This window comes from Catellatospora sp. IY07-71 (genome assembly GCF_018326265.1).
Classification (GTDB): Bacteria; Actinomycetota; Actinomycetes; order Mycobacteriales; family Micromonosporaceae; genus Catellatospora.
The window spans coordinates 7626773-7643211 of sequence record NZ_AP023360.1; the positions used below are offsets into that span (position 1 = coordinate 7626773).

The 16439-nt window shown below is 74.6% G+C and carries 14 protein-coding genes; 8 read left to right on the plus strand and 6 right to left on the minus strand.

Annotated features, from left to right (window positions below; all coding sequences use genetic code 11):
* Positions 1-91 precede the first annotated feature (91 nt).
* The 8 genes from CS0771_RS34090 (at position 92) to CS0771_RS34115 (ending at position 7632) form a co-directional block, all read left to right on the plus strand.
* Positions 92-1336: an ABC transporter substrate-binding protein gene (locus tag CS0771_RS34090; RefSeq protein ID WP_212844826.1), complete on the plus strand. Its 1245-nt coding sequence runs from the start codon at positions 92-94 to the stop codon at positions 1334-1336.
* Positions 1333-2706, plus strand: a complete 1374-nt coding sequence (locus CS0771_RS39165; protein WP_244871202.1) for an amidohydrolase family protein — start codon at positions 1333-1335, stop codon at positions 2704-2706. Before CS0771_RS34090 ends, CS0771_RS39165 begins: the two co-directional genes overlap by 4 nt.
* The gene (locus tag CS0771_RS34095) at positions 2703-3641 is read left to right on the plus strand and encodes an ABC transporter ATP-binding protein (RefSeq protein ID WP_244871203.1); all 939 of its coding nucleotides are present in this window, start codon (positions 2703-2705) and stop codon (positions 3639-3641) included. Before CS0771_RS39165 ends, CS0771_RS34095 begins: the two co-directional genes overlap by 4 nt.
* Positions 3641-4465 (plus strand): ABC transporter permease, encoded by an 825-nt coding sequence (locus CS0771_RS34100; protein WP_212844827.1) that lies wholly within the window; start codon positions 3641-3643, stop codon positions 4463-4465. The genes CS0771_RS34095 and CS0771_RS34100 overlap by 1 nt, the downstream gene beginning before the upstream one ends.
* A 38-nt stretch (positions 4466-4503) precedes the next feature.
* Positions 4504-5676: a hypothetical protein gene (locus tag CS0771_RS34105; RefSeq protein WP_212844828.1), complete on the plus strand. Its 1173-nt coding sequence runs from the start codon at positions 4504-4506 to the stop codon at positions 5674-5676.
* 3 nt (positions 5677-5679) lie between these two features.
* Positions 5680-7056 carry an FAD-binding oxidoreductase gene (locus CS0771_RS34110; protein WP_212844829.1) on the plus strand — a complete coding sequence of 459 codons (1377 nt, stop codon included), beginning with the start codon at positions 5680-5682 and terminating at the stop codon, positions 7054-7056.
* A 51-nt stretch (positions 7057-7107) separates the two neighbouring features.
* Positions 7108-7236: a hypothetical protein gene (locus tag CS0771_RS39330; protein WP_256442860.1), complete on the plus strand. Its 129-nt coding sequence runs from the start codon at positions 7108-7110 to the stop codon at positions 7234-7236.
* An 87-nt stretch (positions 7237-7323) separates the two neighbouring features.
* Entirely contained in the window at positions 7324-7632 is a 309-nt protein-coding gene (locus CS0771_RS34115; RefSeq protein WP_212844830.1) for a TraR/DksA C4-type zinc finger protein, read from the plus strand.
* A 63-nt stretch (positions 7633-7695) separates the two neighbouring features.
* Here CS0771_RS34115 and CS0771_RS34120 read toward each other — a convergent pair whose 3' ends face one another.
* The 6 genes from CS0771_RS34120 to CS0771_RS34150 all read right to left on the minus strand — a co-directional run bounded on the left by CS0771_RS34120 (position 7696) and on the right by CS0771_RS34150 (position 16394).
* Entirely contained in the window at positions 7696-8526 is an 831-nt protein-coding gene (locus CS0771_RS34120; RefSeq protein WP_212844831.1) for a class I SAM-dependent methyltransferase, read from the minus strand.
* A 624-nt stretch (positions 8527-9150) separates the two neighbouring features.
* Positions 9151-10341, minus strand: a complete 1191-nt coding sequence (dinB, locus tag CS0771_RS34130; protein ID WP_212844832.1) for a DNA polymerase IV — start codon at positions 10339-10341, stop codon at positions 9151-9153.
* Between the two features lie 28 nt (positions 10342-10369).
* Positions 10370-10930: a hypothetical protein gene (locus CS0771_RS34135; protein ID WP_212844833.1), complete on the minus strand. Its 561-nt coding sequence runs from the start codon at positions 10928-10930 to the stop codon at positions 10370-10372.
* Positions 10931-11063: 133 nt separating this feature from the next.
* A complete protein-coding gene (locus tag CS0771_RS34140) occupies positions 11064-11681 on the minus strand; it encodes a hypothetical protein (RefSeq protein ID WP_212844834.1) in 618 nt (205 codons plus the stop codon).
* An 82-nt stretch (positions 11682-11763) separates the two neighbouring features.
* Complete coding sequence (locus CS0771_RS34145) at positions 11764-14634, minus strand: hypothetical protein (RefSeq protein ID WP_212844835.1); 2871 nt, start codon at positions 14632-14634, stop codon at positions 11764-11766.
* Entirely contained in the window at positions 14631-16394 is a 1764-nt protein-coding gene (locus tag CS0771_RS34150) for an HSP90 family protein (protein WP_212844836.1), read from the minus strand. Before CS0771_RS34150 ends, CS0771_RS34145 begins: the two co-directional genes overlap by 4 nt.
* Between the last annotated feature and the right edge of the window lie 45 nt (positions 16395-16439).

Genomic DNA, 16439 nt, shown 5'->3' on the forward strand with positions numbered 1-16439 from the left:
TTGAAAGTCTCAGTCCGGCACGAAAAGATACCCCGGGTCCGCGATCACGGACCACGAGACTTGCAACAGCATCGATTCGGAGCGCGTACTCATGACCCCGCTGCGCCTGGCGTGCTCCGTGGCCGTGGTGGCCCTGCTGGCCACCGGTTGCACGGTCCCCGAACCGCCACCCGGGCCGGTGGTGGTCGGCATGCTCGCCCCGCTCAGCGGGCCGTCGGCGGACGCCGGCGCGGACGCGGTGCGCGGCGCCGAGCTGGCCGCCGCGGTGATCAACGACACGTACCCGGAGCTGCCGGTGCCACTGGGCCCGGGCACCGGCCTGCCGGGGCTGCGCGGCGCCACGCTGACGCTGGTCACCGCCGACACGGGCGGCCGGCCGGAGCCCGCGATCGGGGCGATCACCAGCATGGCCGACAGCCGCCGCCCGGTGGGCCTGGTGTCGGCCGAGTCCGCGGCGGTCACCGGGGCGCTGAGCAGCCAGGCCCAGCGACTGCGGGTGCCGCTCATCGACGCGGGAAGCACCGCCGACTACCTCACCGAGCTCGGCGCCGACTGGTACTTCCGCACCGGCCCCAGCGACAGCCAGCTCGCCGAGAGCGCGTTCGCGCTGCTGGGCCGCGCGCCGGACACCCGGGAGGACGCCGTCACGCTCGTCACCGAGTCCGGTGACGACGGCGCGGTGGCCACCAGGCAACTGCGCGAGCTGGCCGAGCGGTCCGGGGCGACCGTGTCCGGGCACATGGAGGTGCCCTCCGACAAACCCGACCCGGAGGCACTGGCCACCAGCCTGGCCGGCGGCCCGGCGCGGGTGGTGTTCGCCTGGGCGCGCACCGTCCCGGCCGCGACCGCCGTCGCCGCCGCGGTCGCGCGCGGGGAGACCGGCGTGACGCTGTTCGGCCTGGGCGAGGGGTTCCGCGCGCTGAAGCAGCCGGGGGCGCAGGACCCGGGCCTGCTGCGGGCGGTGCCGTGGTCGGCGGAGTTCGCCGGGCGCAACCCGGTCGCGCAGCAGATCGCCGAGCTGTACCGGCAGCGCTTCGGCCGGCCGATGACCGGTGCCGCGGTGGACGCGTTCACCGCCGTGCTCACCCTGGCCGCCGCGATCGACGTCGCGGCCAGCGACGACACCTCCGCGATCCGGACCGCGCTGCGGCAGACCACGCAGCCCGCGGCCGGGCTGATCGTGCCCTGGAACGGCGTCCGGTTCGGCCCCGACGGGCAGAACGTGCTGGCCGCCGCCGTGGTCGAGCAGTGGCAGGACCGGTCCTACCGCCTGGTCTACCCGGTCGAGCTGGCCACCGGCCCGGCCCGGTGGCACCGCCGGGACCTCGCGCCATGACCGCGGCGCGCGCCTCCGACACGACGACCCTGCTGCGTGACGCCCTGCTGGCCGACGGCCGCCGGGTGGACGTGCTGCTGCGCGGTGGCCTGGTCGACGCGGTGACCCCGGCCGCCGCGCGGCTGCCGGGCACCGCCCAGGCGGCGGACCGCCCGCCGCGTGACGCCGTGACCGCGGCCGGAGCGCGACCGCCGGGCACCACCCGGGCGGCGGACCGCGACGCAAGCTCTCCCGCCGCCGAGCACGTCGTGGACCTGGACGGGCGGCTGCTGCTGCCCGCCCCGGCCGAGGTGCACGCGCACCTCGACAAGGCGCTGACCGCCGACCAGGTGCCCAACCCGGGCGGCGACCTGATGGGCGCGGTCACCGCCTGGCTGCGCCACCGGCCCACCCGGAGCCGGGAGGACATCGCCGCCGCGGCGCGCGCCGCGCTGCTCGGCTGTCTCGCCCACGGCGCCACCGCGCTGCGCACCCACGCCGACCTCGGCGACGACATCGGCCTACGCGGCCTGGCAGCGCTGCTCGCGGTGCGCGAAGCCGAAGCCGCCCGGTGCGACGTCCAGCTCGTCGCGTTCGCCGCGACCCCGCTGACCGGCCCCGCCGGCGCGCGCAACCGGGACCTGCTCGAACAGGCGCTCGCCGCGGGCGCCGACGCGGTCGGCGCCTGCCCTGGGCTCGACCCCGATCCGGCCGCCTGCGTGCAGCTGTGCCTGGAGCTGGCCGAGGCCCACGGCGCGGGCGTGGACCTGCACGTCGACGAGTGGCTGCACCCCGCGCCCTGCTCGCTGGAACTGCTGGCCGACGCGGTCCTCGCGACCGGCTTCAGCCGTCCGGTTCTCGCCGGGCACTGCGTCAGCCTCGGCATGATGGCCCCGGCCCGGGCGGCGCACCTCGCCGACCGGGTGGCGCGGGCCGGCATCACCGTGGCCTGCCTCCCCCAGACCAACCTCTACCTGCAGGGACGCGACCACGAGCACGCGGTGCCACGCGGGCTGACCGCGCTGCGCACCCTGCGCGCCGCCGGGGTCACCGTGGCCGCGGGCGGCGACAACCTCCAGGATCCCTTCAACATCCTCGGTCGCGGCGATCCCCTGGAGACCGCCGCGCTGCTCGTGCTCGCCGGGCACGACGACCCCGCCACGGCGTACGACGCGGTCAGCTCGCGGGCCCGGCAGGCGATGGGCCTGCCGCCGGTCGCGGTGGCCCCCGGCGCCCCGGCCGAGCTGCTGGCGATCCGCGCCGGATCGGTGCGCGAGGCCCTGGCGACCGCGACCGCCGACCGGGTGGTCGTCCACGCGGGCCGCGTGGTCGCCCGCACCGCCGTGCACCGGCACTTCCCCGACGAACCACAGATGGGACGGACCGCGTGAGCCCTGACGAACCGGCGGTGACCCTGCACGAGGCCGGCGTGCGCTACGGCAACGGCACCCTCGCCCTGGACGGGGTGTCGCTCCAGGTCGCGGCGGGCGAGTTCGTCGCCGTGGTGGGCCCCTCCGGGGGCGGTAAGAGCACGCTGCTGCGCCTGGCCGCGGGCCTGCTGGCGCCGAGCGGCGGCACGGTCGAGCGCAGCTGCGACCGGCTGGGTTTCGTGTTCCAGGACCCGACGCTGCTGCCGTGGCGCAGCGTGCGGGGCAACGTCGAACTGGCCGGGGAGCTGCGCGGGGTGCCCCGGGCGGAGCGGCGGCGGCTGGCTGAGGAGTCGCTGGCCCGGGTCGGGCTGTCCGATGTGGCCAGACAGCTGCCGCGCACCCTGTCCGGCGGTATGCGGATGCGTGTGTCGCTGGCCCGCACCCTCACCGGCCGCCCGGAGCTGATGCTGTTCGACGAGCCGTTCGGGTCGGTCGACGAGATCACCCGGGAGCGGCTGGGCGAGCAGCTGCAGGAGCTGTTCGTCGCCGACGGCTTCGCCGGGCTGCTGGTCACCCACTCCGTGGCCGAGGCGGTGTTCCTGTCGCAGCGGGTGGTGGTGCTGTCCGACCGGCCCGGCCGGGTGGTGGGCGAGGTGGCGGTGCCGCTGCCGTACCCGCGCGACCCGCAGGTGCGCTACTCCCCCGCGTTCACCGAGCTGACGGCACGCGTGTCGGCGCTGCTACGCGGCGAGCAGCCACCCGTCCCGGCCGCCCGGCCCGCCGCCGAACCGGCTGCGGAGCCCGCAACCAAAACGGAGCCCGTAACGAAGGCGAAGCCCGTGACCAAGGCAGAGCCCACGGCCAAAGCGACGGGCGGACCGAAGGACAAGCCTGCGGCCGAACCGGCGGCCGAGACCGCTTCCGGGACCGTGGTCACCGGCAAGGAGGTGGCCTGATGGCCCGCAAGGTGTCCCTGCCGCACTGGCTGCGGGTCGCGCTGCCCCCGGCCGCCGTCGCGCTCGCCGTGCTGGCCGCCTGGTATCTCGGCAGCTACGTGCTCATCGACGCGGACCGGCGCTTCCTGCTGCCGCCGCCGCACGAGGTGGTCCGGATCGGCTTCCTCGACCCGGTGAACCTGGCCGAGCTGCTGGCCGGGCTGCGGCTGACCGCCGAGGTCGCGGTGACCGGGCTGGTCATCGCCGCGGTGACCGGCCTGGTGCTGGCCGTGCTGATGAGCCGGGCGCGGTGGCTGGAGCGGTCGATCTACCCGTACGCGGTGCTGCTGCAGACCGTGCCGATCCTGGCGCTGGTGCCGCTGTTCGGGTTCTGGTTCGGGTTCGGCTTCCCCAGCCGGGTGCTGACCTGCGTGCTCATCGCGCTGTTCCCGGTCACGGCGAACGCGCTGTTCGGGCTGCGCTCGGTGGATCCGGCGCTGCACGACCTGTTCACGCTGCACCAGGCGGGCCGCTGGACGCGGCTGTGGAAGCTGCAGCTGCCGTCGGCGCTGCCGGCGATCCTGACCGGCCTGCGCATCTCCGCCGGGGCGGCGGTGATCGGCGCGATCGTGGGCGACTTCTTCTTCCAGCAGGGCCCGGCCGGGCTGGGGCAGCTGATCTACGTGTACCCGCGCCGGCTGCAGTCCGAGATGCTGTTCGCCGCGGTGCTCCTGGCCTCGGCGTTCGGCCTGCTCGTCTTCTGGTTCTTCGGCGTCGTGGCACGTGCCGCCACCGCCTGGCACGACTCGCAACAGCACGAGCCCGCCCCGGCGGTGCGCCGATGACTGTCCCTTTCGCGAATCACCCCATCCGAAGGAGAACGATGAGCACCATTTCCCCCGAGGCCCGGCCGCTGCGCCGGGTCGGGGCCGCCGCCGTGCTGGCGGCGGTCCTGCTGGCCGCGGGCTGCGGGTCCGAACCCGACCCCGTCGCCGAGCCCGCGCCCGGCGCGGGCGCGCTGGACCTGGCGGCGGTGTGCCCGACGACGATCGTCGTGCAGGCCGCGTGGACGCCGGAGGCCGAGCACGGCTCGCTCTACCAGCTGGTCGGCGCGGGCTACAAGATCGACGCCGCGGCGAAGAAGGTGTCCGGCCCGCTGCTGTCCGGCGGGCAGAGCACCGGGGTGAACATCGAGATCCGGGCCGGCGGCCCGGCCATCGGCTTCCAGAACGCGGGCGCGCAGATGTACGCCGACCCGACGATCATGCTGGGCCAGGTCGCCACGGACGACGCCATCGGGCTCTCTGCCAAGCAGCCCGTGGTCGGCGTGGTCGCGCCGTTCGACATCGCGCCCTACATGATCATGTGGGACCCGGCGTCGAACCCGACGTTCAACTCCATCGTGGACATCGGCAAGACCGACACCAAGGTGCTCTACTTCAACGGCGCGACGTACATGGAGTACCTGGTCGGCTCGGGCATCCTGCGGCGCAGCCAGGTCGACGGCGCGTACGACGGCAGCCCCACCCGCTTCCTCGCCGACAAGGGGAAGATCGCGCAGCAGGGCTTCGCCACCAACGAGCCGTTCATCTACCAGAACGCCTTGCCGCAGTGGAAGAAGCCGGTGAAGTTCCAGCTCATCCACGACACCGGCTACCCGATCTACCCCGAGGCGATCGTGGTGCGCGCGGACAAGAAGGCCGAGCACTCGGCGTGCCTGAAGAAGCTCGTGCCGATCATCCAGCGCTCGCAGGTCGAGTACGTGAAGAGCCCCGCCGCCACGAACGAGCTGATCATCAAGCTCAACGACGCCTACAAGGGCTTCCCGTACAGCACGGAGCAGGCCAAGTTCAGCGTCGACCAGCAGCTCAAGCTGAACATCGTCGGCAACGGCAGCAACGGCACCCTGGGCGACTTCGACGTGGACCGGGTCAAGCAGGTCATCACCATCGTGTCGCCGATCTACGACGGCCAGCGCAAGGAGATCAAGGCCGGGCTCACCCCGCAGGACCTGGTCACCAACGAGTTCATCGACCCGTCGATCGGGCTGAGCTGACCCGTGCCCGCACCTGAGCTGGCCGCGATCGCCGCGACGGCGAGCCGCCGGGCGCCCGTCCCGGCGGCGCTCGCCGCGTTCCTCGGCGACCTCACCGCCGCCCTGCACCCCGATCGCGTCAGCACCCTGGAGGCGGCCCGGCTGGCCGCCTCCAGGGACGGCGCCTACCTGTCCCCGTTGCTGTCGGCGGTGCTCCCGGAGCGTCTCGCCGACGTGGTGGTGCGCCCGGCCGACACCGCGGAGCTGCTGACCGCGGTACGGCTGGCGCACGCGCACCGGGTGCCCGTGGTCCCCCGGGGCCGCGGCACCGGCAACTACGCCCAGGCGGTGCCGCTGGCCGGCGGGCTCGTCGTCGATCTCACCGGCGCCGACCGGGTGCTGGAGGTCGGCGACGGCTGGATCCGCGCCGAGGCCGGGGCCACGTTCGTGGCGCTGGAGGCGGCCGCGCGGCGGCACGGCCAGGAGATCGCGATGCTGCCGACCACCGTCGGCAGCACCATCGGCGGTTTCCTCGGCGGCGGCGCGGGCGGGCTCGGCTCCATCGAGCACGGCTGGCTGTGGGACGGCTTCGTGCTGGCCCTGGACGTGGTCACCTGCCCGCCCGGCGGCGCGCCGCTGCGCGTGCACGGGCGCGGCTGCCTGCCGTACCTGCACGCGTACGGCGTCACGGGCATCATCGCCACCGCCACGGTGCGGCTGGCGCCCGCCCGGCAGCGCACCGCGGTGCTCGCCTCGTTCCCCGCGCCGGACTGGGCCGGGGCCACCCGCGCCGGGCAGGAGCTGCTGCGGCTGGACCCGCCACCCCGGCTGGTGTCGCTGGACGACGCCACGCTGATCGAGACCTATCCGGCCGACCCGGCGCTGCCCTCGGGCCGGATCAGCCTGCGCGCCGTCGTGGACGCCGCCGCCGCGCCCGTCGTGACGCAGGCGATCACCGCGCACGGCGGGCGGGTCGAGTCCATCGCCGCCGACGCGGTCGGCTACGTGTCCACACTGGCCTTCAACCACGTCACGTTGCGCGCCCGCAAGGCCCGGCCCGACCTGTGCCACCTCCAGGTGGGCGGCGAGCCGCTGGTGAGCGATCCGGACGCGGTGCGTGCCTGCCTGCCCGGGGCGATGCTGCACCTGGACGGCCTGCGTACCCATCTGGACGCCGCGGACCCGCGACGCGGGCGCGGCTTCGGTGGCCTGCTGCTGTCGGAGTTCCGCGACGCCGCGACCCTCTACGACGGCATCGACCGGCTACGCGACCTGGGCGTACACGTGATCGACCCGCACACCTGGGAGCTGGGCGGCCCAGCGCTGCCCGGCATCCGCGCCGCCGCCGTCGCCAACGACCCGCTCGGCCTGCTCAACCCCGGCAAACTCCCCGCGGCGTAGGGCCGCCGCAGCCCGGTTGCCGGTGTCGCAGGGGCGGCCTATGGTGGGCCCATGGCGACGGCAGCGCTCCAGGCGACCGCCCGCCCGCGGACCGACCGCGGCCGGGCCGACGCACGCTGCCCGCGCACCCGTGTCGCGCTGCGCCGGCCGGACCTCGGCCCGATCACGGCTCCGCACTAGTCACCGCCGGCAGCAGCACGGCGTTTCGGGCGGAGCACACCGGCTCCGGCCCGATTTCTTTTTACCCACCCGACAGTGGAGGTTTCCATGACCACGCTCGACACCACCGATCACGACGACTGGCTCGTCCGGGTCCACCACCGGCTGACCCGCACCTGCCAGGACCAGACCGCCCAGCTGGCCGAACTCACCGCCACCGCCCCCGACGCCGCCGAGGCCGCCGCGCACAACGCGCTGCTGAGCGCGGCCCGCCAGGGCCTCGCCGACACCGTCGCCGCGCTCCGCCGCATCGAGCAGGGCCGCTACGGCGCCTGCGAGGTGTGCGCCGCCGCCATCCCCGCCGCGCGGCTGGACCTGCTCCCCCACGCCCGGACCTGCGTGTCCTGCCCCCGCTAGGGCCGCGCGGACGTCCGCCACGGCGAGCAGGTCACCGCGCCCGGCGACCTGCTCGCACCTCGCTCATTCCGCCCGGCGCGCCGTGACCAGCAGGTACTCCCAGTCCATGGCGCCCCAGCCGAGGTCGTGCCGGCGGGCCAGCTCGGCCAGCGCCTCGTCCAGCTCCGCGGCGCGTTCGGGCTGGTCGGCGAGGTTGCGGTAGACGGCGATGGTCGGGCCGTAGTTGGCCTTGAAGTAGTCGCGGAACTCCTCGGCCGTGTCGAAGTGGTCCACCCGGACGGTGGCGCGGCATACCTCGACGTCGGTGACCCGGTCGCCGAGCAGCTTGGCCACGTGCGCCGGGTCGCCCCACAGCGGCGGCGGTGACGCCCCGGGCGGCGGCGGTGCCGCGTACGGCTTCATCGCCGCGAACATGCGGCCGATGAAACCCTCCGGCGTCCAGCTGATCAGGCCGATCGTGCCGCCCGGCCGGCACACCCGGACCAGTTCGTCCGCGGCGGCCTGGTGGTGCGGGGCGAACATGACGCCCACGCAGGACATGACGACGTCGAAGGCGCCGTCGGCGTACGGCAGCGCCTCCGCGTCGGCCTGCTCCCAGCGCAGCTGCGCGCCCTGCTCCGCGGCGACCCGGCGGCCCGCGTCGAACAGTTCGGGGGTCAGGTCGCTGGCGACGACGTCCGCGCCGGCCAGCGCGGCGGGGATCGCCGCGTTGCCGGAGCCCGCAGCGACGTCGAGGACCTGCGCGCCCGGCTTCACCTGGCAGGCGTCCACCAGCGCCGGGCCCAGCGCGGGGATGACCTCGGCGGCGACCGCCGGGTAGTCCCCGAGGGCCCACATCGCCCGGTGCCGCGTCTTGAGCGCGCGGTCGGCTTCCGGGTCGTTCGGTGCGGTCATCGTGGTTGCTCCCATCGTCTCGTGACGAGGTCACGCTACGAACCGCCGGCCGGCGCTATCCAGTACACGATCTGTACCTGTACCGGCCGCCCGTCCGGGCCTACCGTGCGCACCGTGGGAGCCCGGCCGGCGCCGAGGTGCAGTACCTGCTGACCCCGGCCGGGCGGGAGCTGGAGCCGATCGTCGTGGCGCTGGGCGCCTGGGGCGTACGGTGGATCGGCGAGCTGGGCGACCAGGATCTCGACCCGAAGCTGCTGCTGTGGGACATGCACCGGCACGTCGATCCCGGCGCGGTGCCGGAGCGGCGCACCGTCGTCCGGTTCTCGTTCCACGACAGGTGCGCGGCCCGGAGGAGCTGCGCCGCGCGGTGCCGACGTGGTTCCGGGCGAGTGTCTTCGCCACGGTGCCGCGCGAGCGGCGCACGGACGCCACCGTCCTCACCTCCTGAGCCCGTCGCGGACGGAGCACGTCCGGCAGGGCAGCCACTCCGGCGGCCCACAACTTCTGGGATGTAGGTACAACCCAGAAGTTGTGACGCGCCAAGCAAGGTTGTCGCCGGCAGCCGCCCGGGTTGCGCGTGGCCGCCGGCCCAGGGACACGGTTTGGTCCCGACCGCGACGCAGCTCAGTCCGGCAGCATCGGCATGACCAGGCCGGTGTCGCGGCCCAGCAGCGTGCCGCGCTGCAGCGAGCCGGTGCCGAAGCGTTCGCGCACGGCGTCGAGGACGGTGTCCAGCGCGTCACGGTGCACCTCGCCGAACGGCAGCTCCGGCTGCACGTGGCCGTCGGCGTCCAGATTGCCGACGGATACGCCGAGCAGGGTCAGGCCGCGCTCGGCGACCAGCGGCAGCGCCGTGGCCAGCAGCGTGCGCGCGGCGTCCAGGACGGCCTCGGTCTGCGCGGTGGCCTTGGGCAGCGTGGTGGAGCGGGTGGCCCGGGTGTAGTCGGCGAAACGCAGCCGCAGCACGACGGTGCGCCCCGGCCGCTCGGCCCTGCGCATCCGGCGGGTGACCCGCTCCACCAGCCCGGCCAGGGTGGCGTCGAGGAACTCGGCGTGGTGCGGACCGCGCCCCAGCGCGTGCTGCGCGCCCATCGACGCGCGGCGGCGGCCGACGACCACCGGGCGCGGATCGCGGTTGTGCGCCAGTGCGTGCAGGTGCCGCCCGGCGCCCTGGCCGAGCAGCGAGACCAGGGCGGCCTCGCCGAGCCGGGCGACCTGGCCGACCCTGCGGATGCCGCGCTGGTGCAGTTTCGCCGCGGTCACCTGGCCGACCCCCCAGAGCACCTCCACCGGCAGCCCGTGCAGGAACGCCAGCTCGTCGCCCGGGGCGACGGCCAGCAGCCCGTCCGGCTTGGCGACCCGGCTGGCCACCTTCGCCAGGAACTTGGTGCGGGCCACCCCGACGGTGATCGGCAGGCCGACCCGGTCGAGCACGTCGCGGCGCAGCCCTCGGGCGATCTCCACCGGGGTGCCGGCGATCCGGTGCAGCCCCCCGACGTCGAGGAACGCCTCGTCGATGGAGAGGGGCTCGACCAGCGGCGTGGTGTCGTCGAACACCGCGAACACGGCCCGGCTGGCGGCGGTGTACGCGGCCATCCGCGGCTCGACCACCAGCGCGCGGGGGCACAGGGCGCGCGCGGCGCGCACGCCCATCGCGGTGCGCACGCCGAACGCCTTCGCCTCATAGCTGGCCGCGAGCACGACACCGCCGCCGACGATCACGGGCCGCCCGCGCAGCCGCGGATCGTCACGCTGCTCCACCGACGCGTAGAACGAGTCGAGGTCCGCGTGCAGGATCGCCGCTTCACTCCGCACGACCAGCAGCTTAGTACATCTGTTCGATTCACGGGAAGGCGCGGCGCAGGGCCAGCATCGCCGCGGCGGTCAGCAGCTCGTCGGCCACCTCCGCCACGGGCAGCCGGCCGTCGACCACGGCGTCGGCCCAGCCGGTGAGGGCGCGCTGGTCGGCCTCGAGGCCGTCGAGGATCGCGGCACGGCTGTCGCCCATCCGCCCGAACGGGTTGCCCCGCTCGGCGGCGTCGAGCCGCAGCGCCGCGACCGCACCGTCGATCGTCAGCACCACCACGGCGTCGAACCGGTCCCGCAGCTCGTACGCGTTGTCCGCGCGTCCGCACAGGAACAGCGCGGCCGCCTCGCCCGCCTCGGCGACCGCTGCGGCGATCAGCCGGTCCAGCACGTCCGCGTGCCACACCCAGCGGTGCCGGGCCAGCCACGCCCGGTCCGGATCCGTCGGCCAGGGCACCGGCGCACCGTGTTCGCCGACCCAGTCGCACAGGCCGGGGTGGCCGTCCAGGCTCACCGCGGGCTGCCCGTGCGTGGCCAGGTGGCGCGCCAGGGTGCTCTTGCCCGCGGCGGACACCCCGGTCACCAGAACGATCATCATCTCGGCACGCTCTCTGCCCGGCCCCTGCCACGACGCGACACCCCCTGTCTACCACCCGCGCCGGGTCCGGCAGGCGAGCGGCAGGTCAGCCGAAGCCGCTGTCGACGTGGTCCCCGGTGCGGCCCCCGAACGGTCAGGCTTGCCGGTCCTGCCGCAGCTCATAGACGTATCCGCTGTGCGGGGCGATCGTCATCTGGACCGCTTCGCCCACTCGGACGCGTCCCATCACCCAATCGGTCACCCGGTACGGGCGTCGCGGACACCCGTCGCCCTCCACCACGACATAAGGCACCCGCATGAGCGACGATCCGCCCTCTCCGTCGCCCGATTCATAGACGTCCTCGATCGTGTCGACGACCCGGCCGCGAAAGGAGCGGCGCATCGCGTGATCGAGCAGTCCCAGTGCCAGCGGCACCAGCCCGGCGACGACCAGCGTCACGCCGCCGACGGTGTAGCACAGCGGCAGCCAGAAGCCCGGCGAGCCGGTCTCCCCGTCCACCCCGTTCCGCAGGACCATCCGGAACAGCGCGAGCCCGAGCAGGATGAACAGCAGCCGCAGCGCCGTCCGGCCTGGCGCGACCGGGTGGGTCAGCGTCGACTGGCGCTGCCGGGCCATGATCTCCTTGCGCCGCGCGCGCTCGCGCCGGCGCCGTGCCCGCGCGGACGGCGTCGCGCCGCGCACCGCCCCGACCACCGGCACGCCGACCAGCACGGCGATCGCGGCGAACTCCATCACGTTGCCGAGGTCCATCGACGCCCTTCCCTATCAGAGGGACGAGTATGGACCCCTTCGGCGAACGGCAGGCCACCACCGGGCGACCGGCACGTGACGGCTACTCCGGCTGCGGCAGGTCGAACTCCTCCCGCAGCTTGGCGGCCCGGTCGTGCCCGCCCTGCTCGTCCAGCGCGCGGGCCAGCCAGAACGCGGCGTCGCGGCGGGCGCCCTGCCCCTCGGGCAGCCCGTCGAGGACATGCCACAGCATCGGCTCGGCCAGCTCCGGCCGCCCCGCCACCACCAGCACCTGGCCGTGCCGCAGCTGCGCGAACAGCGCCTCCTGGACCGCGCCGATCGTCTGATACCACACCGGCACGGGCGTGATCCGGTGCAGCGCCGCCTCGTAGTCGGGCTGGTCGGTGTTGGTCAGGATCAGCGCCGCCTCATACCCGGCGGTGGCCTTCTCCCAGGTGAGGCCCTGCTCCTGCGCGGCCGGGACCTCGGTGACGTCCATCAGCTCGACCAGCCGCGCCGCGGCCGCCCTGGCGTCGTCGTGACGCCCGCAGTGGTAGAGCGCCATCACCTCGCGGCGTCGTGCGTGCACCGTCTCCAGCGGCAGGTCGGCCTGCCCGTACGCCTGCGCGGCGGCGTCGAAGCGCTCGGCGGCGTCGGCGTCGCGGTCCACCTGCCACAGCAGCTCCCCGGCGCGCTCCAGCAGCTCCGCCCGCTGTGCCAGCCGCTCCACCCCGGTCACGGTCTCCAGCAGCGCGTCGAGCTGCCCGAGCGCCACATGCGGCTCGCCGAGCGTGGTGTAGATGCGCGACAGCAGCTCCCGCAGGTCGCCCACGATCTCGGCGTACTGCTCGTCGCGCTGGGACAGGAACCAGGCCAGCGCCTCCTCGGCGACCTCTGCCGCCTCCCGGTCCCGGTCCACCGTGTACAGCGCCAGCGCCAGCCGGTGCCGGGTGTAGCAGGCCGCCTGCGCCGAGCCCTCCGCCTCCATCAGGCACACGTGCTCGACGATGTCGTCGATGAACTCCCCCGCGCGGGGCGTGGTGACGAGCATGAACGCGGCGTTGGCGCGGGCGCTGCGGCGCAGCTCCGGGTCCTCGGCGACGGCCGCCGCCTCCTCGAACGCGGCGATGGCGGCCTGGTTGGACTCCGGGTCGCGCCGGTCGCCGACCAGCCGGGCCAGCGTCGTCAGCAGCGAGCCCAGCATGTCCCGGTGGATGGTGCCGCGCAGCTCGCCGATCGCCTCGCGCAGCGCCGCCTCGGCGTCGTCGAGCCGCCCGTGGGCGTGGTACGCCCCCGCGCGCAGGTGCAGCAGCCGCGCCCGCCGCGACGGCGGCACCGGCCCCGGCTCGGCCTCGGCGCGCACCGCCAGGCTCAGCGCCCGGTCCGGGTCCCCGGCCATCGCGGCCAGCCACGCGGCGCGCAGCAGCGTGTTGCGCCGCACCACCGGGTCGGTGCTCACGGCCAGCGCCTGCTCGGTCAGCTCGAACACGTTCTCCAGGTGGGACTCGTCGCCGGTGGCCCGCAGCAGGCTGATCTCCCACTGCACCCGGGTGGACAGCTCCAGCTCCCGGTGCCCGGCCCGCTCGAACGCGGCCACGGCCTCCCCGTGGGCCTGCGCGGTCTGCTCGGCCTCGTCCTCGCCGAAGCAGTTGGCCCGCAGCCGCGCCAGCCGCCCCTGCTGCAGGTCGGTCAGCGGGGTCTCGGCGGTCGCGGCCAGCAGCCGCCGGGCCAGCGCCTTGCCGCGTACGCCGTCGTCCTCGCCGAACCACTGCTCGGCCAGGTCGAGCTGGGCGTCCAGCGGCAGGTTCGGCGACACCGCCGAGATGTCCGCCTCCTGCGGCGCGGCCGCGACGGGCTCCGGCGCGGCGGCGTACGCCGAGGTCAGCGACAGCGGCAGGTACGCCGTCAGCGGCTGCGCGTCCGTCACCTCGGCGACCCGCTCGCTCTGGAACGTGTTGCCGTTGCGGGCGTCGAACCGGCGCGCGATCGCCTCGGCCCGCTCCCGCAGCACCGGCCCCAGCTCGGCGACCGTGACCGGACCCGCGGCCCGGCGCACCTCCAGCTCGCCCTGGCCCGCCTCGGCCAGCCGCCGCAGCACCAGCGCCGCCGCGGCGGCGAACTCCATCTCCGTCTTCGGCGTCGGCGCCTCGTCCAGCCAGGACAGGTGCCGCTCGATCAGCTCCAGGCCGCGCACCTCGTTGCCGGTCAGCCCGCAGAACTCCACGTGCCGGGCCACCCGGCCCAGCTCGGCCTTGTTGTCGCACAGCGCCCGGTAGGCGCGCCGGTGCGCGTCGCGGGCCTCGTCCAGCCGCCCGGTGCGCAGATACGGCAGCAGCAGCGCGGTCAGGATGCCGTGCGGCTGCTCGGAGCAGGTCAGCCGCCCCGACAGCGCCGGCTCGGCGACCGCGATGGCGTCCTCGTCCCGGCCCCGCCAGGCCAGGTGGTACGCCTTCGACGACGGGTCGCAGCCCGCGCAGTCGGAGTGCCGGTCGCGCGGCGCCGCGTCCCACATCCGGTACCAGTGGTCGGCCAGCACCGTGTCCCCGACGTGCGCGGCGACGTCGTGCCGGTACGCGTACACCGCCTGCAGGCTGTGCCCGCCTGCCTGGTAGCGGCGCTGCATGTCGTCCAGCACCGCCATGGTCCGCTCCAGCGGCAGCTGCGGGAACCGCGACATCGCCGAGACCACGTGCTTGAACTGCCACAGCAGCAGCCGCTCGTCGTCCTCGCTGCGCCGGCCCGGGTCGGCGTCGTAGGCCGCCAGGCACCGGGCGAACGTCATCATCGCCTTCATCGGCTCGCCGCTCTGGTGGTACGCGCTGGTCGCGGCGCAGTTCGCCGAGTACAGCAGGTCCTCGTCGCCCAGCGCCTCGGCCTGCGCCAGCGCCTGCTCGGCGAGCACGATGCGGGCCGGGCCGTCCGGGGTGTTCCAGCAGCGGTGGATCAGCTCGTGGACGTCGTGGTGGTTGCTCATGCGTCCTCCCGGGGCACGGCCAGATCGATCAGGTCGAGGAACGAGCGGTTGAGCAGCGCCGTGTCCGCGGGGCGCAGCGGGTGGTGGCCGAGCAGCAGCGCCTGCCCGTACAGCGCCTGCACGGTCAGGCCGACGACCTCCGGCGAGGGCAGCGCCGCGACCCGGCGCACCAGCGGGTTGCGGTGGTTGAGCACCAGCTGCGGGCGGGCCTGCGCCTCGGCCTTCTCGAACGCCGACAGCACCCCCGCCCACAGCTCGTCCACGACCTGCGTGGTCTCCCGCAGCCGCCGCTGGAACGTGGCGTTGCGGTCGGTCAGGTACAGCGCCGGCATGCTCGGCGGGTCGAACGCGCGCAGCACGACCTCGCAACCCAGCGGGTCCAGGCAGCGCTGCGCCGCGGCCAGGAACGGGCGCAGGGCCAGCTCCGCGCCCGGGTCCAGGGTGTCGAACCGGGTCGACAGGTCGCTCGGGTCGAGCCGGTCCACCAGGATCGACCCGTCCAGCACCGGCAGCCGCTCGATCAGCTCCGTGTCGTACGTGTAGCCGCCGTTGACCACGGCCAGCCCCTGCGCCGCGGCCACCGCCGCGAGCTGCCGGAACTCGTCCACATTGGCGCTGTAGCGGACCACGCCGTGGCGGCGGCGGAACTCCTCCAGCGGCATCCGCCCCATGTTGGTCTCCATCGGCCACCACCGGTCGACCAGCCGCAGCATCTCGTCGTCGTGCATGGCCAGCGCCTTCACGCCCAGGTGGTGCACGGCCAGGAAGCGGTTCATCCGGTCCGGGTCGTGCCGGGCCAGGTTCACCAGCCAGCCGCGCAGCTGCGCGCCGAGCTGCTCGCGCACCGACTCCAGCAGGCCGTCCTCGTACAGCGCCTCGCGGCTGGCGGTGGGGCGCAACTCGCTCGCGTCGAGCACGCACCGGGCGAAGAACGCCCACTCGGGCAGCACGTCCTCGGCGCCCTCGGCCAGCAGCATGCGCTTGAGATACACCCGGTGCCCCGCCTTGGCCGCCGGGTTCGCGGGCGTCGGCAGCACCAGCGCCACCCCCGTCAGCCCCGCCTCCGGCACGTTCAGCTCGATCACGTCGAACGGCGTGAACCCGAACGTCTGCTGCGCCAGCTCCGTCAGCGCCGCCCGGCCGCCCCGCCACGGCAGCTCCCCGGCGGTGATCAGGTCACCGTCCACCCGCACCGGATACGGCAGCAGCTCGCCGAAGAGCACGGCGAGATCGCGTACCCGAGCGGTGTCCAGCCACGACGCGGCGTCGCGGCGGGGCACCAGGGTGACCGTGGTGCCGACCTCCTGCCGGTCCGGGCCCGCCTTGGTCTCGTAGCGTCCGTCGGAGTAGCCGGTCCAGTAGACCGTCGGGTGGCCCTCGTGCCGGGTCTGCACCCGGATCTCGTCGGCCACCAGGAAACACGACAGCAGCCCGATGCCGAACTGGCCCAGGAACTCGTGCCGGGAGAAGCCCAGCTCGTCGCGCTTGCCGCTGCGGCCGATGGTGGCCAGCAGCTCGTGCACCTGCTGCTCGGTCAGCCCCAGCCCGGTGTCGTGCACCCGCAGCGTGCCGTCGCCGGTCGTCTTCGGCGTCTCCAGCCACACCGACGCGGGCGCGCCCGGCGCCACCGCCCGGCGGGCCGTGATCGCGTCCACCGCGTTCTGCATCAGCTCACGCACGTAGACGCGCGGGCTGCTGTACAGGTGGTGGCTCAGCAGGTCGACGATGCCGCGCAGATCCACCTGGAAGGACTGATTCACGCGGCAGAGGCTACAGGCAGGCTGTGACGTGCGGGGACCGGGTTT